The 20,843-nt window shown below is 39.6% G+C and carries 20 protein-coding genes; 13 read left to right on the top strand and 7 right to left on the bottom strand.

Going from position 1 to position 20,843, the window contains the following annotated elements:
• Nucleotides 1–53 precede the first annotated feature (53 nt).
• Both ABIB30_RS05740 and ABIB30_RS05735 read left to right on the top strand, forming a co-directional pair.
• Nucleotides 54–695, top strand: a complete 642-nt coding sequence (locus tag ABIB30_RS05740) for a DUF47 domain-containing protein (RefSeq protein ID WP_068404177.1) — start codon at nt 54–56, stop codon at nt 693–695.
• Between the two features lie 11 nt (nt 696–706).
• Complete coding sequence (locus tag ABIB30_RS05735; protein WP_354300084.1) at nt 707–1,735, top strand: inorganic phosphate transporter; 1,029 nt, start codon at nt 707–709, stop codon at nt 1,733–1,735.
• Nucleotides 1,736–1,819: 84 nt separating this feature from the next.
• Here ABIB30_RS05735 and ABIB30_RS05730 read toward each other — a convergent pair whose 3' ends face one another.
• Complete coding sequence (locus tag ABIB30_RS05730; RefSeq protein ID WP_354300082.1) at nt 1,820–2,725, bottom strand: energy transducer TonB; 906 nt, start codon at nt 2,723–2,725, stop codon at nt 1,820–1,822.
• Entirely contained in the window at nt 2,718–3,296 is a 579-nt protein-coding gene (locus ABIB30_RS05725; RefSeq protein ID WP_354300783.1) for an RNA polymerase sigma factor, read from the bottom strand. The genes ABIB30_RS05730 and ABIB30_RS05725 overlap by 8 nt, the downstream gene beginning before the upstream one ends.
• Nucleotides 3,297–3,451: 155 nt before the next feature.
• On the opposite strand from ABIB30_RS05725, the gene ABIB30_RS05720 reads away from it, so the two are divergent.
• From ABIB30_RS05720 to ABIB30_RS05705, 4 genes are all read left to right on the top strand, one after another.
• A complete protein-coding gene (locus ABIB30_RS05720) occupies nt 3,452–4,267 on the top strand; it encodes a DUF4197 domain-containing protein (RefSeq protein WP_354300080.1) in 816 nt (271 codons plus the stop codon).
• Nucleotides 4,268–4,400: 133 nt separating this feature from the next.
• Nucleotides 4,401–5,717: a DEAD/DEAH box helicase gene (locus tag ABIB30_RS05715; RefSeq protein WP_354300078.1), complete on the top strand. Its 1,317-nt coding sequence runs from the start codon at nt 4,401–4,403 to the stop codon at nt 5,715–5,717.
• Between the two features lie 89 nt (nt 5,718–5,806).
• Entirely contained in the window at nt 5,807–7,087 is a 1,281-nt protein-coding gene (locus tag ABIB30_RS05710; RefSeq protein WP_354300076.1) for a replication-associated recombination protein A, read from the top strand.
• A gap of 212 nt (nt 7,088–7,299) precedes the next feature.
• Entirely contained in the window at nt 7,300–7,980 is a 681-nt protein-coding gene (locus ABIB30_RS05705; protein WP_183866226.1) for a YiaD family glycine zipper/OmpA-like lipoprotein, read from the top strand.
• Between the two features lie 88 nt (nt 7,981–8,068).
• Here ABIB30_RS05705 and ABIB30_RS05700 read toward each other — a convergent pair whose 3' ends face one another.
• A complete protein-coding gene (locus tag ABIB30_RS05700; protein WP_354300074.1) occupies nt 8,069–8,413 on the bottom strand; it encodes a hypothetical protein in 345 nt (114 codons plus the stop codon).
• Nucleotides 8,414–8,546: 133 nt separating this feature from the next.
• Between ABIB30_RS05700 and ABIB30_RS05695 the strand changes: the two genes are divergently transcribed.
• Both ABIB30_RS05695 and ABIB30_RS05690 read left to right on the top strand, forming a co-directional pair.
• Nucleotides 8,547–9,563 carry a Gfo/Idh/MocA family oxidoreductase gene (locus ABIB30_RS05695; RefSeq protein ID WP_354300072.1) on the top strand — a complete coding sequence of 339 codons (1,017 nt, stop codon included), beginning with the start codon at nt 8,547–8,549 and terminating at the stop codon, nt 9,561–9,563.
• A complete protein-coding gene (locus ABIB30_RS05690) occupies nt 9,563–10,342 on the top strand; it encodes a M90 family metallopeptidase (protein WP_354300070.1) in 780 nt (259 codons plus the stop codon). The genes ABIB30_RS05695 and ABIB30_RS05690 overlap by 1 nt, the downstream gene beginning before the upstream one ends.
• Nucleotides 10,343–10,375: 33 nt before the next feature.
• On the opposite strand, the gene ABIB30_RS05685 is transcribed toward ABIB30_RS05690, so the two are convergent.
• The 3 genes from ABIB30_RS05685 to ABIB30_RS05675 all read right to left on the bottom strand — a co-directional run bounded on the left by ABIB30_RS05685 (nt 10,376) and on the right by ABIB30_RS05675 (nt 14,328).
• Nucleotides 10,376–11,365, bottom strand: a complete 990-nt coding sequence (locus tag ABIB30_RS05685; RefSeq protein WP_354300068.1) for an alpha/beta fold hydrolase — start codon at nt 11,363–11,365, stop codon at nt 10,376–10,378.
• A gap of 145 nt (nt 11,366–11,510) precedes the next feature.
• Nucleotides 11,511–13,829, bottom strand: coding sequence for a TonB-dependent receptor (locus ABIB30_RS05680; RefSeq protein WP_354300065.1), 2,319 nt, complete (start codon nt 13,827–13,829; stop codon nt 11,511–11,513).
• Nucleotides 13,830–13,983: 154 nt separating this feature from the next.
• Complete coding sequence (locus ABIB30_RS05675) at nt 13,984–14,328, bottom strand: hypothetical protein (protein WP_354300063.1); 345 nt, start codon at nt 14,326–14,328, stop codon at nt 13,984–13,986.
• A gap of 180 nt (nt 14,329–14,508) precedes the next feature.
• Between ABIB30_RS05675 and ABIB30_RS05670 the strand changes: the two genes are divergently transcribed.
• From ABIB30_RS05670 to ABIB30_RS05650, 5 genes are all read left to right on the top strand, one after another.
• Nucleotides 14,509–15,165: a TetR family transcriptional regulator C-terminal domain-containing protein gene (locus ABIB30_RS05670; protein WP_354300061.1), complete on the top strand. Its 657-nt coding sequence runs from the start codon at nt 14,509–14,511 to the stop codon at nt 15,163–15,165.
• Nucleotides 15,110–16,468, top strand: coding sequence for an ABC1 kinase family protein (locus ABIB30_RS05665; RefSeq protein WP_354300059.1), 1,359 nt, complete (start codon nt 15,110–15,112; stop codon nt 16,466–16,468). Before ABIB30_RS05670 ends, ABIB30_RS05665 begins: the two co-directional genes overlap by 56 nt.
• The gene (locus ABIB30_RS05660) at nt 16,465–17,922 is read left to right on the top strand and encodes an SDR family oxidoreductase (RefSeq protein ID WP_354300056.1); all 1,458 of its coding nucleotides are present in this window, start codon (nt 16,465–16,467) and stop codon (nt 17,920–17,922) included. The genes ABIB30_RS05665 and ABIB30_RS05660 overlap by 4 nt, the downstream gene beginning before the upstream one ends.
• 206 nt (nt 17,923–18,128) lie before the next feature.
• Nucleotides 18,129–18,599: a nuclear transport factor 2 family protein gene (locus tag ABIB30_RS05655; RefSeq protein WP_354300054.1), complete on the top strand. Its 471-nt coding sequence runs from the start codon at nt 18,129–18,131 to the stop codon at nt 18,597–18,599.
• A gap of 42 nt (nt 18,600–18,641) precedes the next feature.
• A complete protein-coding gene (locus tag ABIB30_RS05650) occupies nt 18,642–19,412 on the top strand; it encodes a dienelactone hydrolase family protein (RefSeq protein ID WP_354300051.1) in 771 nt (256 codons plus the stop codon).
• Here ABIB30_RS05650 and hisS read toward each other — a convergent pair.
• Complete coding sequence (gene hisS, locus ABIB30_RS05645) at nt 19,409–20,809, bottom strand: histidine--tRNA ligase (protein WP_354300049.1); 1,401 nt, start codon at nt 20,807–20,809, stop codon at nt 19,409–19,411. The two genes, ABIB30_RS05650 and hisS, sit on opposite strands and share 4 nt — an antisense overlap.
• Nucleotides 20,810–20,843 lie beyond the last annotated feature (34 nt).

Genomic DNA, 20,843 nt, shown 5'->3' with positions numbered 1-20,843 from the left:
AACACTAACTTAACATTGCGATCCTACTTTTGTAACCATATCTTATAGTTAACATGAATAATATTTTTAAGTTCTTTACACCAAAAGACAAAAAATTCCAACCGCTGTTTGAACAAGCCGGAAGTAATGTATTAAAGATCTCAGAAGCACTTTTTCTTGCTTTAAGTACCAAAGATCTGGAAAAAAGAAAAGAATATATAAAGGAGATTGAACGCCTTGAGCACGTTGGTGATGATATCACGCACTCGATCTTCTTAGAATTAAGCAAAAACTTTATCACACCTTTCGACAGGGAAGATATTCATGCATTGGCAAGTGCGGTGGATGATATTGCAGATTATATTCATGCTTCAGCAAGTAATATAGAATTGTATAACATCACGAATATCGGAGACGCCATGATTAAACTGGCTGAATTACTGGTTGAAATGTGTACAGATTTAGATAAAGCCATCAAAGAATTGAGAAGCTTTAAAAACATCCGTGTCATTGCTGATGCCTGTGTACGCATCAATAGTGGTGAAAATCAAGCGGATTATGTTTGTAATATCGCAATCGCAAGGTTATTCGAATTTGAAACCAATGCAATTGAACTGATTAAGCAAAAAGAAGTTCTTCAAACACTTGAAATGGCTACAGATAAATGTGAAGATGCAGCAAATGTGTTGGAATCTATATTGGTTAAAAACGCTTAAAATTCAACGAAATGCTTACACCCTTATTGATCGTCGTAATTGTACTGGCTATCGGTTTCGATTATATCAATGGCTTTCACGATGCCGCCAATTCTATTGCAACGGTTGTATCGACAAAAGTACTTACCCCATTTCAGGCGGTACTCTGGGCAGCACTTTTTAATTTTGCTGCTTACTTCTACTTTACAGATCACAAAGTTGCAAACACTATTGCTAAAACGGTTGTAGAGAATTTTATTACACTGGAGGTGATCCTCGCCGGGCTTTTAGCAGCAATCACCTGGAACTTATTTACCTGGTGGTACGGTATCCCTTCAAGTTCATCACATACTTTAGTAGGTGGTTTTGCTGGTGCTGGTATGGCTAAAGCAGGTTCACTGGGTTTTGGAATCATGTCAGCAATTAACCTGGCTCCGATTCTGAAAATTATCGCTTTTATTGTCCTTGCCCCTGTAATCGGGATGTTTATTTCGGTAATCATTTCCATTATCCTGTTGCATCTTTCTAAAAATGCAAGACCTTCGGTTGCAGAAAAATGGTTTAAAAAACTACAGCTGATCTCTTCTGCAGCATTAAGTTTCACACATGGTGGAAATGATGCGCAGAAAGTAATGGGTATTATTTATGTAGCCATGGTTGCAGCGAAAGTATTAAAAACAGGCGATACAATGCCAGAATGGATTCCATTTACTTGTTATGCAGCTATCTCTTTAGGCACAATGAGCGGTGGATGGAAGATTGTTAAAACAATGGGTTCAAAAATCACGAAGGTCAATGCTTTTGAGGGCGTAGCAGCAGAAACTGCAGGTGCGGTGACTCTTGGAATCACAGAGCACTTCGGTATCCCGGTTTCTACAACGCATACCATTACAGGTTCCATTGTTGGGGTTGGTTTACTTAAAAGAGTTTCCGCTGTAAGATGGGGAGTAACGGTAAGTTTACTTTGGGCATGGGTTTTAACTATTCCTGTCTCTGCAGTATTAGCCGCCATTATTTTCAAATTGGTTGACTTTTTCTTCCCGGGTCTGGGAGTTGTATAGAAAGAATAGATTTACGCAAACCATGGTTATACGGTTATACGGTCATAAAAAAGCCCTTGAACGAAATGTTCAAGGGCTTTTTCTTTAAAAGGCAACGGTATAGACTACCCTGCTTTCTTTATCTTTGGGCTGTTCCCATTTCGGTCCTTCTTTAATCAGCCGTATGGCTTCTTCATCAAATTGTTTATCGATGCCTTTGGTTACTTTTAAATCAGCAGGATTTCCCTCGTTGTCTACCAAAAAGCTTAATTCTACCAATCTGTCGCCTGTGCCACGCAATTTATTGTGGTCATTCAGGTAAGTGTCCAGATTTACCCAGCCGCCTACCGGAGTGGATACGGACTGAACAGCTGTAGAGACTGCTTCTTTGGCCACCACTTTACTCATCCTGGCCATGGCCTGTACCGGAACATCAGCCGTAATAGTGCTGTCTGCGGGTTTAACTGGTGCAGCTTGCATAGCATAGGGCTGTACAGCACGTTCTCCGATCCCATCGTTTTGTAATACTCCTGAAGGTGTAACCTGTCCTGCAGTTATGGGTTTAGTTTTCGCAGCCGGAACATTGGCGGCATAAATATCATTCTTTGCAGAGTCAATCACAGCCTGAGCTGGTGAAGGTGCAATATTTACCTCTACTTTTCTGGGCTGGTTTTTAGCCATTTCTTCACGCTTCTCTCTGTCCTTCATGAAGAACATGATACTTACGGAGATAAACATCACAGCTGCTGCTGCTGCGACGCTTAAGCGCTGCCAGGTGAATACCGTTTCTTTCTTGGTCACCTGCTGCTGTGCAATGCGCTCATACAGCTGTTTTTGAAGCAAAGAGACATTTTGTACTGCTCTTCCACGCGATTCACTTAGTCCTGCCAATGCCTGGGCAACAAAAGGATCTTCCAGCGCCTGCTTCTCAATTTTGTGCATAGCTTTGCTATCAAGCTTACCATCCAGGTAATCTTCCAGTAATTCTATATCTAACCAATCGTTATTCACTGCTGTTTTTCTCTATACAAATTTTCAAATTCCTTTTCCCATTTTGAATATAGCTCTTTACTTTGACCATTTCATAACCTGTGATCTCGGCAACTTCTTTATAACATTTTTCCTGAAGATAGAATAAGTCAACGCTCTTGCGCTGTTCTTCAGTCAGGGTTTCCATACACTTTTCCATAACGGTCAACTGTGTTTCTTTGGTATCGTCTATATCCAGATGCACAAAGTCGGTATTTTCCACAAAAGTATCATCAATAGACACGGTATTGTTCTTAGCTAGCTTCCTCAGCGCCATTAAACAATGATTTCTGGTTAACACGTGCAGCCAGCTTTTGAAATTCTGCACTTCATGAATCTTTAATTTTAAGACCAGTTCCTCGAAAATCTGCATGACAGCATCTTTACTGGCTTCTTCCTCCTTGAAATAATTGAGACAGACCCCGTAAACCAGGTGCATATACCGCTTATAAAGCATGCCCAATGCATCCAGACTTCCTGTACTTTTGTACCGCAAAAGAAGTGCTGCGTCATCGAGATCCTTGATTCCTGTTGTATTCTTTATAAATTTCAATTGTATATAGTGGAAAATTCTCTTCAAGTATAAAAATATTTTCTGACTCTGCGCTTGTTTAAATTTAGAAAAGGAAGAGTATATAGGCACATAAAATTGATAATCAGCATTTAATGGCCAGAAATTTGCTTACTATTGACTTTATAACAACCATCATGAATAAAATAAAACTCGCGTCCCTGGCTTTTGCAGCCATCGCATTCAATAGCTATACTGCACAAAGTCAATCTCTTGGGAACCTATTAAAGAAAGTAAAATCTGCTACGGAGACCAAACCTGCCACTACACAAACAGCCACGAAAACCATAACACAAACCAATGGAACGACCACCACAACTTCTACAGTGGTTAAGCCTACAAATTCAGAAATAGGTACCGGAATTAAACAGGCACTGGAAGCTGGGATTTCTAAAGGGGCCGACCAGTTGTCTGTGAAGGATGGCTTTTTAGGAAATATGGCGGTTAAAATTTTATTCCCTCCAGAAGCACAGAAAGTAGAAAAAACGCTGAGAAGCATTGGTCTGGGTTCACTGGCAGATAATGTGGTGACCAGTTTAAACAGGGCAGCAGAAGATGCAGCGAAAGAAGCGAAGCCAATATTTGTATCTGCAATCAAACAAATGACGATTACTGATGCCACTAATATTTTATTAGGCGGGGAAAATTCAGCAACCGAATACTTTAAGAAGGCAACTACGGCACAGCTTTTAGAGAAATTCAGACCTGTTGTGAATGCGAGTTTAAGTAAAGTTGGTGCAGCCAAATATTGGGGCGACGCGACTGGACAGTACAATAAATTACCAATGGTTAAACCTGTTACGACTGATCTTCCTGCCTATGTAACTCAAAAAGCAGTAGAAGGGATGTTCATTCAGGTCGCACAGGAAGAATTGACGATCAGAAATAATTTAGGTGGCCGTACAACTTCTGTACTTCAGAAAGTATTTGGATACGCAGATCAGAAAAAATAAAAATTAATCAGCAGATTAATTTAAATTCAGCTAAATATTGATTGCAAGCTTTATAGCCCTTAAAAAAATCTACATTAAGATAAAAATAAAGGCTACTTTTATGCAGAACAATTACGAATAACATACAAGTATATTGGATTTTAAAGATTTTAATTTTAACCCTGATTTATTAGAGGGTTTATTAGCAATGGGTTTCAGAAATGCAACCCCTATACAACAGGAAGCGATTCCCCTTATCTTAGCAAAAAAAGACTTGATAGCGTGTGCCCAAACGGGAACAGGTAAAACAGGTGCTTATTTGCTGCCGGTTATGAATATGATCAGCCAGACGGAGAACCGACATAACAATACCCTTATTCTTGCCCCTACACGTGAACTTGCACAGCAAATTGATTTGCAGGTTGAAGCACTCTCCTATTTCACAAATATCAGCTCACTGACCGTTTATGGTGGTGGAGATGGTATTGCTTACGAGCAACAGAAAAGAAGCATGCGTGAGGGGGTTGATATTATCATTGCTACACCAGGAAGACTTATTTCTCATCTCTCTTCAGGCTTACTGAAGCTGGATCAGTTACAGCACCTTGTTTTGGATGAAGCAGACAGAATGCTCGACATGGGCTTCTATGATGATATTATGCGTATTGTAAGTTTCCTTCCGGAAAAAAGACAAACTGTATTGTTCTCTGCAACAATGCCTCCTAAAATAAGAAAGCTTGCGGGCACTTTATTGAAGGATCCTGAGCAGATCAGTATTGCAATCTCTAAACCAGCAGCGGGGATCAATCAGCAGGCTTATATCGTACATGATACCCAAAAGGTAAAATTACTGACTGAGCTGATGAAAAATGTTGATTTCCCTAGTATTTTGATTTTTGCTTCCACCAAAGAAAAAGTTAAAAATCTGGGTAAAGTTTTCCGGGGTCTTGGATTTAAAGCAGAAGCTTTTCACTCCGATCTTGGACAAAAGGAAAGAGAAGCTATCTTATCAGAATTTAAGAATAAACGTGTTCCTGTATTGATTGGTACCGATGTACTTTCCAGAGGAATAGATGTAGAAGGAATTTCATTGGTAATCAATTTTGATGTACCACATGATCCTGAAGATTATATTCACCGTATTGGCCGTACAGCGAGAGCTGCAACTACGGGTACAGCCATTACCTTAGTAAACGATAAGGATAAACGTAAGTTCGCGAACATTGAAAAGCTGATTGATAAAACTATTGAGAGAATGCCTTTACCTGAACATTTAGGGGAAGCACCAGTAGAAACTGCAGCAACTTCGTCTTCAAGACCTGAACATAACAGAGACAGAAAAGCACCTCAACGCAAGTTTTGGAAAAAGAAGCCTAAAACCGAGGGTTCTGCGGCAAGAGGTGGAGCTTCTTCGCCAAAAGCCGAAGGCTCAGCGCCCAAGGCAGAAGGTCCAGCCCCAAAAGCTGAATAATATAAAAACTGTTTAGCTTATTTGTAAATTTTAAGCAGTTCTAAGGCAGGAGCAATAAAAATTGCTCCTGTTTTTTTATCTTTACATTTATGCAAAACCTACCTCCATTAGCAGAACGCATGCGTCCGCAGAATCTGGACGAATATGTTGGACAACAACATTTGGTAGGACCGGATGCCGTTTTACGTAAAGCGATACAAAGCGGTCAGCTTCCATCAATGATCTTCTGGGGCCCTCCGGGAGTCGGAAAAACAACCCTGGCTTATATCATTTCTCAAACACTGGATCGCCCGTTTTTTAACCTGAGTGCAATCAATTCAGGGGTTAAAGATATTCGTGAAGTCATTGATAAAGCAGCACTATTAAAAGATAGTTTTCTCGGTTTGCCGATTTTATTTATTGATGAGATTCACAGGTTCAGTAAATCGCAACAGGACAGCTTACTGGGCGCCGTAGAACGTGGCCTGGTCACTTTAATTGGCGCGACAACAGAAAACCCCTCATTCGAAGTTATTTCCGCTTTACTGTCCCGCTGCCAGGTTTATATTCTGAAATCTCTGGATGAAGATGAACTCGCTGGTTTATTGCAGACAGCCATCAGGGAAGATGTGGCGCTGAAGGAAAAGAAAATTACTATTAAAGAACATGAGGCTTTAATTCGTTTATCAGGAGGTGATGCCAGGAAATTATTAAATGTTCTGGAAATTGCGGTGAACGGAATTGGTGGAGATAAAATTGTGCTCACCAATGAAAATGTATTGAAACATGCACAGCAGAACCTTGCTTTATATGATAAGGCCGGCGAGCAGCATTATGATATTATCTCTGCCTTTATCAAATCAATCAGGGGAAGTGATCCAAATGCCGCGGTTTATTGGCTGGCCAGAATGATTGAGGGTGGTGAAGACCCGCTGTTTATTGCCAGGAGGTTATTGATACTGGCTTCTGAAGATATTGGCAATGCCAATCCAAATGCGCTGTTATTAGCAAATAACTGTTTCCAGGCGGTCAATGTGATCGGTTATCCCGAAGCCCGGATTATTCTTTCACAGGCGGTCACTTATCTAGCTTCGTCGGTCAAAAGTAATGCAGCATACGAAGCAATTAATAAAGCGCAACAACTGGTTAAACAAACTGGTAATTTACCTGTTCCGCTGCACATCAGAAATGCGCCGACTAAATTGATGAAAAACATAGGCTATGGAAAAGACTACAAATATTCTCATGGTTATGAAGGTAATTTCGCCGCGCAGGAATATTTGCCTGATTTGATTAGCGGAACTAAATTATATGATCCCGGCCAAAATCCGGCAGAAGATAAACTCCGCGAAAAGTTAAAGCAGAACTGGAAAGATAAATACGATTACTAGCTTTATTAGTGATAAACATTTGTGCTAATTAATTACCTTTTTCAAAACAAATTGTACAGAATTGTAGTCAATTCCGATATTTTCAGACAATCTCTTATCAGTTATACCCGGAAATTTAGATAAAATCTAAGTCTTATCATAAGAAATCACAAAAAACTTACACTTGGCATTACCTTTGAGTAAATGCCCTTATAAACAAATAAATTATTATCATGATTACTTCGAAATTTAAAATAGCTGCATTCAGCATCGCCTTATCCTTAACCGCAATGGGGTTTCAAGGATGTGACAGTTTAACAAAAACACAAAAAGGAGCTGGTATTGGTGCTGCTGCTGGTGGTGTTTTGGGTGCTATTATTGGCAAAAAAGCAGGTAACACTGCGATTGGAGCTATTTTAGGTGGTGCAATAGGTGGTACCGCTGGTGGGTTCATCGGAAAACGTATGGATAAACAAGCGGCTGAAATTCAGAATGCTATTCCAAATGCAGAAGTAGTACGTGAAGGTGAAGGTATCATCGTAAAATTTGATAGTGGTATTTTATTTGATTTTGATAGTGCAAACTTAAAAGCGCAAGCAAAAGATAACGTAAAATCATTAGCGGGATCATTGGAAAAATATCCTGATACTGAAATCAAAGTTATTGGCCATACAGATAATAAAGGTACTGAAGCTTATAACATGAGCCTTTCAGAAAGAAGAGCGGCATCTGTTAAAGCTTATGCAGTTACACAAGGTGTTCCATCATCTCGTTTAACTACTGTAGGTAAAGGTTTCTCTGAGCCAATTGCAGATAATGCAACTGATGCTGGAAGAGCTGCTAACCGTAGAGTTGAGATTGTTATTGTAGCGAATGATCAATTGAAAAAACAAGCGCAACAAGCTAACAACTAAAAATATTAAGATCTACCTATTTTAATAACATAAAAAGCCGAAGTAATTATACTCCGGCTTTTTTGTAGAGATAGATTTTTATCCTGTCTTATTGATAGATATCTTCGAAATAATGAATGGCCAGAGATTTTAAAAGCAATTCCTGCTCCATCATGGCAAATGAAGGAACTTGTTTGACCAGCTTCCAATGCGGCCATCCGTCCTGATCCAGGCCTTCAAGCTCGTAAAATCCCATTTCACTCATTAAACGGCAGGTGGCAATATGCATGAGCTCTTCTTTTTGACGTTTGCTATACTTACCTGGCCCCTTACCCAATTCCTGAACACCTATCAAAAACAACATTACCTTTAAATCAGGTATATCTGAATCAAATTCTTCAGCAATCTTTTGCTGTAGAATTTTCCATTTTGCGTGAATTTCTGCGGGTTTCATACACAAAGATAAAAAATATAAGAGCCTGCCTCCTATTTATTGAATAAATACAAAGAGTTAAACGGTTTATGACAATATTATTAAAACATCAATTTCTGGATTGACTAATTTAGCTGCTCAAATAGAGCAATTGATGACTAAAGTAATCTCGACTGGCCTGATGGCCTATGGCATGTCCGGAAAAATATTTCACGGTCCATTTCTAACTGCGCATCAAGGGTTTAAACTCCATGCGGTGACAGAACGTAATCAAAAAAATGCAGAGAAAGATTTTGCAGGTATCATCAGTTATGATAGCACTGAAGAATTACTAAATGATAAAGAGATTGAACTGATTGTCATCAACACACCAAATAACACACATTATGATTATGCTATACAAGCTTTAAATGCGGGCAAGCATATTTTAGTGGAAAAGCCATTTGCGGCAACCTCTGCAGAAGCTACTGAAATATTTAAATTAGCTGAAACTCTGGGTAAAAAGGTATTTGTTTACCAGAACCGCAGGTGGGACAGTGATTTCGTAGCCGTAAAAAACACAATTAAAAGTGATAAGTTAGGGAAACTCTCTGAAGTTCACCTCAGATTTGACAGATATAAAGCAAGCATAGGCGTAAAAAGCTTTAAAGAAGAACCGGTTGCAGCCAGTGGTTTACAATATGACCTGGGACCTCATTTAGTGGATCAGGCTATTAGTCTTTTTGGCAAACCACTTTCATTTCATAAGATATTAGGCAGAAACAGGAAAAACACAAAAGTTGACGATTTCTTCTCTATCCATTTGAGCTATCCGGATAGTTTAAATGTTTTTGTGCATGCCAATATGATGGTTACTGATATCCAGCCTTCTTTTGTTTTACATGGGGAAAATGGAAGCTTTATTAAAGAACGGGCGGATGTACAGGAAGAACAGCTGTTAAAAGGAATTAAGCCTAATGAGCCTGGTTTTGGAATTGAAGCCAAGGGAAAAGAAGCCGTATTAACTTTAATCAGTGAGAGTGGAGAAAGAACTAAACGCCTCGTTCCTTCTAAGCCCGCAAGTTATATCTCCTTGTTTGAAGCAGTATATCAATCTCTGGTTCATAAAGAACCTTATCCAATACGCCAGGAAGAGATTCTGGCGCAACTTGAAATCCTGGAAGCAGAATAATGACGCCGTATCTGATCTTACTCGCTGCATTTATAGTTGCCTTATATTTCATTTTCCGCAATAAAAAGACCAAACAGGCTGCTCAAAATACGATGACTGAAACAGACCGGCAGCTATTGCTGAGTCATGTGGCTTATTATGAGCACCTGGATCAGAACAGCCGGTTAAAGTTTGAGCAAATGCTCCTGGACTTTTTAAGTTATGTTCGCGTAGAAGGGATTGATCTTGTTCCTGATGCTACGGATCGTTTGTTAATTGCATCAAGCGCAATTATTCCGGTATTTGGATTTGGACAATGGAAATATCAGAATCTTCATGCTGTAATTTTATATCCTGATACTTTTAATAAAGATTTTCAATTTGAGGGTGGAGACCGGAATATCCTTGGAATGGTTGGTACGGGCTATATGAACGGCCAGATGATCTTGTCGCGTTCTGCATTATTGGAAGGATTTTCTATCAGTACAGATAAGGAAAACACCGCAATTCACGAATTTGTACATTTGCTGGATAAATCGGACGGGGCAACAGACGGTATCCCTGAAAACCTGATGCCGCATCAGTATATTATTCCATGGGTAAAAATGATTCACCAGGAAATTAGTAAAATTGAGGCTGGAAAGTCAGATATCAATCCTTATGCAGTGACAAATGAGGCTGAATTCCTTGCCGTAGTCTCAGAATATTTCTTTGAAAAACCAGCCCAATTCAAAGATAAACATCCTGAGTTATATCAAATTCTAGCCGCAACTTTCTCGCAAGATCCAGTAAAGAAATAAATGAAGACCCTGCTAAGCAGGGTCTTCATTTATTTATAATCCGCCCAGTAATGCAACTGTAAATTCAGTAGGCACTTCCAAATGAGGAATGTGACCACTACCATCAAATTCAATCAGCTTAGCATTCGGTATTCTTGCTGCGATTTGTTTTCCCAGCAATTTATATTGTCCATGAAGCGCTTGCTGCTGAGGGCTTAACAGGCCTTTACCGACAATCGTTTTATCTTCTTTACCAATAAACAGAATTGTTGGAACAGTAATATTCTGGAATTCATAAACTACAGGTTGTTCGTAGATCATAGTAAAGGTCATCGCGGCTACTTTTGCCCAGCGGGCATAATCCGAACTGAAAGTCACGCCCGCAGCGATCTTAACCAATTCATCATATTCTGGTTTCCATACGGTGAAGTAAGAGCTTTGATAGTATTTTTTGATACTTTCTGCTGTAGCTGTCAGTTCTGTTTTATATTGTTCTTCTGTAGTTACATAAGGGACAAAGGCGCGGTAATCTTCCAGTCCGATCGGGTTTTCCAATAAGAGTTTTTCTGTAGTTTGCGGGTACATCAGCGCAAACCTGGTGGCTAACATCCCACCCATAGAATGGCCAAGGATATTTGCTTTCTGAATCCCTAAAGTATCTAATAATGCTTTATTCCAGCGCGCCAGCTGATGAAAGCTGTAATGAATAAATGGTTTAGACGATTTACCAAATCCGATCTGATCTGGCACAACAACTCTGAATCCTCTGCTGGTTAAAGCCTTAATCACATTAGTCCAGTAATATCCGCCAAAGTTTTTACCATGAAATAAGACTACAGTTCTGCCATTTGCATTCTGTACCGGCGCAATATCCATATAGGCCATCTTGATATCTTGTCCTTCAGTATGGATAGGAAAGTATTTTACCGGATAAGCGTATTTTACATTCTCAAGGGTAATAGACAGTGTATCTGCCTGTTGCGCAGATGCGGATAAAGACAAACAAAATAAAAGGATTGCTGGTAGCAGTAGTTTTTTGAACATATGATCTCAATCGTTTAGTACCTACAAACAAAGCAGGAAGTCGAAAGTTCTAAAACTAACGATTATTTTACAAGAAAACCCCGTTCCTTAACAGGAATCGGGGTTTCGTTACAAACGTGTGTGTGTATTTGTGGTGTGTTATGTGCTATTTTTTCAATGTAAATGGAAGAGTTACCCCGAAAGTGATACTGCGGCCCATGTTATAAATACCCAAAGTTGGATCTTCATCACTTAGTCTTCCTGGTTTGAAACGGCTTAAATGATCATAATAAGCTTTGTTCAATAAGTTTTTGCCAGCTGCGTAAATCGTGATATCCTGGTTTTTGCTTAATTTCAAAGTTGTTCCGATTGATGCGTTTAATAAAGTATAACCTGAGGTTGGTTGCTCAAAACTATCAATCTTGGTTTGCTTAAAGTAGTTATCAATTCCTACAGAAACATAAGAATGAGAAGTACCTGCAACAGTTGGTTCAAAACGCAATTCGTTATGTAATGTAGCTGCAGGAATGAATGGAAGTGATTGTTTAGTCGTACGGTTTGTTGCTCTGGTATAAGAGAATCCATTCTCAAAGTGAATAAAACTAACCGGATGTAAAGTTAACGATGCTTCTACTCCACGTAAAAAGGCATTATCCTGTACAAAGTTATAAACAGGAAAATCTCTGCCGTCTACAGTTTTAGTTGTTCCGTCTGTGTTATAATAAATGTAATCATTAATAAAGTTGGCGAAACCTCCCAAGCTAGCGCTTACGTACTGATTCTGATAGTCAAAAGAAGCATCAAACTGGTAACTCTGCTCTGGTTTAAGATTTGGGTTACCTACTTCGTAACGGAACACACCTTCATGTACACCATTTGAAGCTAATTCTGCAATATTCGGTGCTCTGAAAGCACTTCCTGCATTCGCTTTAAAGCTAAAAGCTTCATTAAATTCATGAGTATAACCTAATGCACCGGTAATATGAGAGAATTTATTGCTGAATGCCGGATAGTTTGATTCACCATTAAATTCTTTACCAGTCATTTTTCTATAGTCAAAACGGATACCTGCATTAAAGGTATCATCATCCCATGTTTTTTTAACAAAAGCAAAACCACCAAAGGCCTGCGTATCGAAATCAGGAATTAATTGCTCGCTACCTGCTGTATTTAAACTATGAATATATTCTCCGGAAACACCAACAACCGGTGCCCAGCCATTTACTTCTTTAAACGAATATTTAAGGTCGTAACTGTAAGTATAGCTGTTCAGGAATAAATCAGGGCCTGCATCAGCTTCTCCGAGTTCTCTGCGCAAATTGTGCTGATAACCCAAAGTAGCTTTCAAACTTCCTTCTCCTAAAAGAATATTACTGTTTAACGCGATTTTATAATGACGCACATCCTGTTTGGGATAAGCCAAAGTTCTGTCTTTATTTTGTGCATCTGAAAAAGGATTACCATCAGCATCGACCAACTGACCTGCTTCGTTTCTTACAGGATCGTAAAAACCAATGTTAGTACGGAATGTTGACGCATCTAAATGTGCATATCCCCATTTTTTGTTCAATCCGATCTGTCCTTCAAAATTAGTTTCGTTGAAACCTGAATTAGGGACATATTCAGTAGGTGTTTTATAGGAATAAGCATTTTTATAAGATCCACGTACTTTATAGATCAGTCCGTTTTCATTTCCCTGCAGCATTAGTGAATTGCCAGTCATTCCGTTATTGGTAGAATAATTAGTCAGGAATTCTCCTCTTAAAGTACCGTCTGGTGCTGGTAATCCATCGAGAATATTAATAACTCCGCCCAAGGCATCCGAACCATACATTAAACTTGCCGGGCCCCTTAAAACCTCTACACGGTCTGCACTGTATTGATCGATTTCAATTCCATGCTCATCTCCCCATTGTTGTCCTTGTTGTTTAACACCGTCACTTAAAGTAACGACACGGTTATAACTCAGACCACGGATTACTGGTTTTGAAATTGCCGGCCCTGTGGTGATTTGAGACACACCTGGTACACGTGAAATCGCATCCATCAGATTTGTAGACGGGCGATATAACAAATCCGCTTTACTTACTGTAGTGACAGAAGTCGAGTTTTTACGGTTATCCGAGCTGGATGCTGAACCGGTAATCACCACTTCTCTGCCTTCGATCACACTTGGCTCTAAAGCGAATTCAAGCTTTCCGGGATTAGAAAAATCGACCGATTGTGTAATTGTTCTGTAGCCTATATAACTAACCTGAACAAGGAAACGACCATGTGCGGGTGCATTTTTGAAGGTAAATTCTCCATTTTGGTTGGTAATTGCCGAAGTGCGCAAATCTGGAATAGTAATAGAAGCGCCTGGTAATGGTGTTTTAGTCTGAGCATCAATAATTTTGCCTTTAAATTCAGCGACATCAGCCGCGAACGTGCTGGTGGAAATAAAAGCTGATAGTAGTACAACTAGAAATAGATGTATCTTTTTCATATATCTGTATGGTAATTTTTTACACGAAGCTTTCCTGAGCTCAAGCCCATTCAGGTTTCCTGATCAAATGTGTGTTTGTCTTTTTTTGGATAAAATTGCGCGAAGCCATTGGGAATTAAACCCATCAATGCCCTTGCAATAAATTAGAATTGTTTTATACCTGAGCTGTAGGGGGCCCGCGAAGAGAGGTACTGATTAATGCAGTATAACTAGCGCTTATTAAAGCATAGTTTTTCACTACGGATTTACTTTCCAGTGTAGCCTGGTAAGCTACCGCAGTTGTATAATAATCCTTTTCAAAATGTGCAGAACAGATCAGACAGTTGTGTCTTTCACTGCCAACATGGAATTTGTGCAAACATTCTTTACCGTTTTTAGCGCAATAGTCGGGCACCTCTTCATGGTGATGAAGAGAGCTCCAGGGCGTAAGTGCAATGGCAAAAACCATTAGCAATAACGTCGCGAAAATACGGCTGATATGTAAGCGTCTGTTGTTCAATTAGACACAAAAGTAATCAAATCTGCACAATTCAGGTAATCTTCACGTAACATTGCTTTGATATGGGCTAAATAAGCGGGCTGATATGTCATCAGAATGCTTTTATTCAGTCACAAGCGGCCTCATTAAGCGAATTGGAAAACTATTCTGAACCCTAAATCGTTAATAAAGAAAAAAGGTATGGCAACGGCTCAACAAATCAGAACTGCTTACATCGATTACGTGCTAACGCAGGACGAAAAACCCAAATCAGTTTATAGTTTCGCTAAAAAAATAAAGATTTCAGAAGCTGAGTTTTACGAATTTTACGGCTCCTTCGAGAGTATTGAAAAAATGGTCTGGGTAGATTTGACTGTCGAGGCCATCAGTGCTGTTCAACAACAGGAAGTTTGGGCGCAGTATTCGTCAAGAGACAGAATGCTGTCTTTTTTCTACAGTTATGTAGAATTACTAAAGCAACATAGAAGTTTTATCGTCTATAGCCTTAAAAGTCATCAGGACAGATTTGCTACACCAAAAGTATTATCAGGTGTAAAACCTATTTTCGAGCACTTCGCAGAGGAATTGATTAACGAGGGATTGGAATCGGGAGAATTGGCAGACCGTAAGTTTTTCGCCAAAAGGTATAAAGATGCACTTTGGATTCAATATGCTTTTATTTTGAACTTTTGGGTGAATGATGACAGTACTGATTTTGAAAAAACAGATGAAGCTATAGAAAAAGGGATCAATGTAACGTTTGATTTATTTCAGCGCTCCCCTATTGATAATCTTTTTGAATATGGTAAATTCTTGTCGAGAAACGGAAAGTTTGCAGAAAGCAGGGGTAGAGCATAACATGGCTGAACAGAACAGTATTCCAGTAACTAAAACAGAACGCTCTGCTAAATTTGTTAAAACAGGTTTTCAGATTGGCGGCAATTATATCAAACATTATTCTAAAAAACTATTCAATCCGCAGTTAGGGAGAGATGAGCTGAATGAGGATAATGCAACCGATATTTATAAATCACTGAGTGAGCTAAAAGGAAGTGCTTTAAAAATTGCACAAATGCTCAGTATGGATAAAAATATCCTTCCGAAATCATATGTAGACAAATTCACGCAGTCACAATATAATGCACCACCACTTTCAGGGCCGCTGATTGTCCGGACATTTACCAAGAATTTCGGTAAACCGCCAGAAGCGATTTATGATAAATTCAACTTGGTTTCTACCAATGCCGCTTCTATCGGGCAGGTGCATGAGGCAGAGCTAAATGGGAAAAAATTAGCAGTTAAGATTCAATATCCCGGAGTTGGCGATAGTATTTCTTCAGACCTGAAATTAGTAAAACCTTTTGCCTTCCGTTTATTGGGAATGAGCGAAAAAGAGCTTAATATTTATATCAAAGAGGTAGAGGAACGTTTGTTAGAGGAAACGGATTATGAGTTGGAGGTTCGCCGTTCTATCGAGATTACTGAAGCTTGCAAGGATCTGAACAATATAGTTTTCCCTACTTATTACCCTGAACTTTCGGGTAAAAGGATTATCACGATGGACTGGATAGAAGGCCTACATCTCAAAGAGTTTCTTCAAACCAATCCTTCTCAGGAACTCAGAAATAAAATCGGACAGGCTTTATGGGATTTTTATAATTTCCAGCAGCATGAACTGAGGGCTGTACATGCAGATCCCCATCCAGGAAATTTCATGATTACACCGGATGAAAAATTAGGCGTCATAGATTTTGGCTGTATTAAAGAATTACCAGATGATTTCTACATTCCCTTCTTTTCACTGATTTCCTCTGATGTGATTCAGGATAAAAACAAAACTATTGAAGCTTTCAGAAAGCTGGAAATGATCCATCCAGATGACGATGCATCGCAGATTGAGTTTTATTATAAAGCATACCTCGAAATGATCCAGCTATTTGCGAAACCTTATACGAGCAAAACTTTTGACTTCAGTCAGCCTGAGTTTTTTGCGCAGTTATATGCTTATGGCGAAAAAATTGCCAAAATGCCAGAGTTTAAACAAGCCAGAGGCGTGAAACATTTCATTTATGTAAACCGTACAAACTTTGGTTTATACACAATTTTACAAGAGTTAAAAGCCGTTATTCAAACAGATACGTATAATCCACATACGGCATGAAAGTCCTGCTGACCGGCGCAAACGGCTATATAGGCACCAGATTATTACCTGTTTTACTCGAACAGGGACATGAGGTGGTTTGTATGGTTCGTGATCAGCGCCGTTTTGCAGAAGAATCCGACTTTGGTGATCAGGTAAAGATCATTACTGCCGATCTGCTACATCCGGAATCTCTGAAGAATATACCTGAAGACATTGATGCAGCTTATTATCTGGTGCATTCGATGTCTTCAGGAAATCAAAAGTTCGCTGACCTGGAATTTGATTCGGCAATGCACTTTGTCAAAGCGATACAGCAAACAACTTGTCGCCAGCTGATTTACCTTACAGGGATTGCAAATGATGAGCATCTTTCCGCCCATTTGACTTCCCGGCTTTCTGTGGAAGATGAACTTAAAAATTCAGGTATTGCCTTTACCATTTTGCGTGCTGCTATCATTATCGGATCAGGAAGTGCTTCTTTTGAAATTATACGTGATCTTGCGGAAAAATTGCCTGTTATGGTTGCGCCTAAATGGGTCAATACCAAATGCCAGCCGATTGGTATCAGGGATGTGCTGGGTTATCTGACCGGGGTATTAATGAATGAAAAAGCTTTCAATCAGATTTTTGATATTGGAGGCCCGGACATACTGACCTATAAGGAAATGATTCTTCAGTATGCCGTTTCCAGAAATCTGAAACGCTGGATACTCACCGTTCCAGTACTCACGCCAAGATTATCTTCCTTGTGGCTTTATTTAGTAACCGCAGTGCCCTATTCGTTAGCCAGAAGTTTGGTTGACAGCATGAAAAATGAGGTAATCTGTAAGGATGAACGGATCAAAGAGATTGTACCGGGTACCTGCTTCACTTATAAAAAGGCATTGAAACTCGCTTTTGAAAAGATAGAGCAGCATTCGATTGTTTCGAGCTGGAAGGATGCCTTGAATAGAGGTTATCTGGATACTTCCTTTATGGACCAGGTGAAAGTACCTCAGAATGGTACGCTGGAATATAAAGTTAAAATGCCTTTTAAACGAGAACCTGAGGAGGTTTTCGAAAACATCTGGAGCATCGGAGGAAGCAGGGGTTGGTATTATGCAGACTGGCTCTGGAATTTAAGAGGTTTCATTGATAAGTTATTTGGCGGTGTGGGGACCCGAAGAGGGCGCACGAATACTGTTTCTATACATGCAGGCGATGTGATTGATTTCTGGCGGGTATTGCTTGCCGATAAGAAAAATGCGAGGTTACTGCTTTATGCAGAGATGAAAGTACCGGGAGAAGCCTGGCTTGAATTCAAGGTAATCAATTATCGCGGGGAAGCATTTCTGTCGCAGATTGCAACTTTCAGACCTTCAGGCTTATGGGGCAGAATTTATTGGTATGCTATGTTTCCCTTCCATATTTTTCTCTTTAAAGGGATGGCCAGACAAATTACCACCTACGGTTCAAGTACTGAAATCGTTTAAAAGACAAAGGTATAGTCGCCACAACTATACCTCTGCTAACCTATAAACTTGTATATAAGACGTAAATGAATTGAAAAGGTTTCAAAGCGTTTATATTTATTTTTCAACCTTTCCACATTCTACCCGGATTAGCCTCAGCCATTGTCATTACCGCTTAGAATTATACATATATTAGTGTTGTCCAAAATGAGACACCATCTACTATTATGAAACCTAACGAAAACCTCATTCATCATTTTTACACTTGTTTTAAAAACAAAGATTTTAAGGGTATGCAAGCTTGTTATGCAGATAACGCCACTTTTAGTGATGCCGTATTTAAAAATCTGGATGCTGCACAGGTGCGCAGCATGTGGGAAATGCTGATTAAAAGTGGCAAAGATCTGCGTTTAGAATATAATCATGTCCACACCGACGAAGAAACGGGTACTGCTGAATGGGTAGCACATTATACCTTTTCAGCTACCGGAAAAAAAGTGGTCAACAGGATTCAAGCGTCCTTCGTTTTTGAAAACGGAAAGATAGTTCAGCATACAGATCATTTCAACTTCTATAAATGGTCAAGTCAGGCTTTGGGTTTACCAGGTATTTTATTGGGATGGACAGATTTCCTGAAAAATAAGATCCGAAAACGGGCGGCTGAAAACCTCCGCCTATATATAGCTGCTCACAATTAAACATTATAAGTTCATTTCTTGTTATACTAAAAAACTAAATAGATGAAACCAATTCTTACCATCGCCATGACACTGATCGTATCTGGCTCCTTTGCGCAGCTTAAACCTGTTGCTTATCAGGATGGACAGCAGCAATTAAAAGGGCTCGTGATTTCACCAGCCAAAACCACACAAAAAAAGGCAGGAGTGCTTATTCTGCCAGCCTGGAAAGGAATAGATAATAACGCTAAAGAAACAGCTGTAAAATTAGCTGGTCTGGGTTATTATGCCTTTGTGGCGGATATTTATGGCGAAGGTCATTACCCTAAAGATGCAAAAGAAGCTGGCCAGCAGTCGGGTTATTATAAAAAGAATGTTGCTGCTTATCAGCAAAGAATTAAGCTTGCTTTACAACAGTTAGTTAAAGCAGGTGCTGATCCAGCAAGGATTATTGTGATTGGTTATTGTTTTGGTGGCACAGGCGCCCTGGAAGCAGCCAGAGCTGACCTTCCTGTCAAAGGAGTTGTTTCTATCCACGGCGGCCTTGCCCAATATGCAGGCGAAAGAGCTGTAAACCCAATTCATACCAAAGTATTGGTTTTACATGGCGCGGACGATCCATCTATGACCAATGAACAGGTTTTAGGTTTCCAGCAGGAAATGAGAACTGCTAAAGCAGATTGGCAAATGATTGAGTATGCGAATGCTGTACATGCGTTTACGGACCGTGAAGCGGGCAATGACAATTCGAAAGGCGCAGCTTACAATGAGCTGGCCTCGAAAAGATCATGGAAACATATGTTGTTATTTTTTGATGAAATATTAGCCAATTAACTGGCTAATATTTCTGCTTTAAGTATTTCGATAATGGCAGCAGCAGATATTTTCTGCTGTTCGCCTGTATGCATATTTTTGAAAGTCAGGATGCCACTTTGCAATTCATCGCTTCCAATCAGGATTACATAAGGGATCGATTTGGCATCTGCATAACTCATTTGCTTTTTAAGTTTTGCTGAAGATGGGTAAAGTTCAGCAGCGATATCTGCATCTCTTAATTGTTGTAATAAGGGTAAAGCGTAAAGTTCTGATTCCGCATCAAAATTACTGATCAGTACTTTTGTTCCGGCAGCTGCAGATTCCGGGAACAGGTTTAATTCTTGCAGCACGTCATAGATACGGTCAGCTCCGAAAGAGATACCCACTCCGGTCAACCCTTTTAATCCAAACATTCCAGTCAGGTCATCATAACGGCCACCTCCGCAAATACTGCCCATTGCTGCTTCATTGGTTTTTACCTCGAAGATACAGCCGGTATAGTAATTCAGACCACGGGCCAGTGTAATATCAAGTTCAAGATCTGGTTGTCTTAAATCACTATTTTTTAACAGTCCTTTTACATAAGTAAATACTGTTTCAATTTCAGCTATTCCTTTTAATCCGACTTCCGAAGTTGCCAGTACTTCTTTTAAGCGGTCTAGTTTTTCTGCATTCGTTCCTTCTAACAGGATTACCGGTTTTAACCTGGTAATATCATCTTCGGTAAAACCTCTTTCCAGCAGTTCTTTGGTTACCCCTTCAAAACCAATCTTATCCAGTTTATCGATGGCCACAGTCATATCAATAATCAATTCTGGTTTACCTATGATTTCAGCAATTCCCGAAAGGATTTTCCGGTTATTGAGTTTAATCGTAAAATCAGTCATTCCAAGGTTACAAAGGGCTTCCTGGTAAATCAGCACAAATTCCGCTTCGTTCAACAGGCTTTCTGAACCTACCACATCTACATCGCATTGGTAGAATTCACGGTAACGGCCTTTCTGCGGCCTGTCAGCTCTCCATACAGGTTGGATCTGGAAACGTTTGAAAGGAAGCGCTATATCGTTCTGGTGCATCACAACATAGCGTGCAAAGGGTACAGTTAAATCGTAACGCAACGCTTTCTCACTAATGGATGAGATCAGTGCATTAGAGTTTAAAGTGCTTAAATGATCCGCATTCGCTTTAGAAAGGTAATCTCCTGAGTTCAGAATCTTAAAAATCAATTTATCGCCTTCATCACCGTATTTACCAGTCAGGGTAGAAAGGTTTTCCATCGAAGGAGTCTGTATTTCAGCATAACCATATTTCTTAAATACTTTTTTTATAGTATCGAATATGTAATTACGTTTCACCATTTCCTGAGGTGAAAAATCACGGGTTCCTTTTGCTAAAGACGGTTTAATGTTTGACATGGGGGCAAAAGTACAAAAAGTAGCACGCATAAAA

Origin of the sequence: Pedobacter sp. UYP1, assembly GCF_040547305.1 — a bacterium.
Taxonomy (GTDB): domain Bacteria; phylum Bacteroidota; class Bacteroidia; order Sphingobacteriales; family Sphingobacteriaceae; genus Pedobacter.
This window is presented reverse-complemented; position numbering and strand designations above follow the sequence as displayed.

Coding starts and splice junctions, on each gene's coding strand:
- ABIB30_RS05740 (WP_068404177.1), top strand. CDS start 54: ATGAATAATATTTTTAAGTTCTTTACACCAAAAGACAAAAAATTCCAA.
- ABIB30_RS05735 (WP_354300084.1), top strand. CDS start 707: ATGCTTACACCCTTATTGATCGTCGTAATTGTACTGGCTATCGGTTTC.
- ABIB30_RS05720 (WP_354300080.1), top strand. CDS start 3,452: ATGAATAAAATAAAACTCGCGTCCCTGGCTTTTGCAGCCATCGCATTC.
- ABIB30_RS05710 (WP_354300076.1), top strand. CDS start 5,807: ATGCAAAACCTACCTCCATTAGCAGAACGCATGCGTCCGCAGAATCTG.
- ABIB30_RS05705 (WP_183866226.1), top strand. CDS start 7,300: ATGATTACTTCGAAATTTAAAATAGCTGCATTCAGCATCGCCTTATCC.
- ABIB30_RS05700 (WP_354300074.1), bottom strand. CDS start 8,413: ATGAAACCCGCAGAAATTCACGCAAAATGGAAAATTCTACAGCAAAAG.
- ABIB30_RS05695 (WP_354300072.1), top strand. CDS start 8,547: ATGACTAAAGTAATCTCGACTGGCCTGATGGCCTATGGCATGTCCGGA.
- ABIB30_RS05690 (WP_354300070.1), top strand. CDS start 9,563: ATGACGCCGTATCTGATCTTACTCGCTGCATTTATAGTTGCCTTATAT.
- ABIB30_RS05685 (WP_354300068.1), bottom strand. CDS start 11,365: ATGTTCAAAAAACTACTGCTACCAGCAATCCTTTTATTTTGTTTGTCT.
- ABIB30_RS05680 (WP_354300065.1), bottom strand. CDS start 13,829: ATGAAAAAGATACATCTATTTCTAGTTGTACTACTATCAGCTTTTATT.
- ABIB30_RS05670 (WP_354300061.1), top strand. CDS start 14,509: ATGGCAACGGCTCAACAAATCAGAACTGCTTACATCGATTACGTGCTA.
- ABIB30_RS05665 (WP_354300059.1), top strand. CDS start 15,110: ATGGTAAATTCTTGTCGAGAAACGGAAAGTTTGCAGAAAGCAGGGGTA.
- ABIB30_RS05660 (WP_354300056.1), top strand. CDS start 16,465: ATGAAAGTCCTGCTGACCGGCGCAAACGGCTATATAGGCACCAGATTA.
- ABIB30_RS05655 (WP_354300054.1), top strand. CDS start 18,129: ATGAAACCTAACGAAAACCTCATTCATCATTTTTACACTTGTTTTAAA.
- ABIB30_RS05650 (WP_354300051.1), top strand. CDS start 18,642: ATGAAACCAATTCTTACCATCGCCATGACACTGATCGTATCTGGCTCC.
- hisS (WP_354300049.1), bottom strand. CDS start 20,809: ATGTCAAACATTAAACCGTCTTTAGCAAAAGGAACCCGTGATTTTTCA.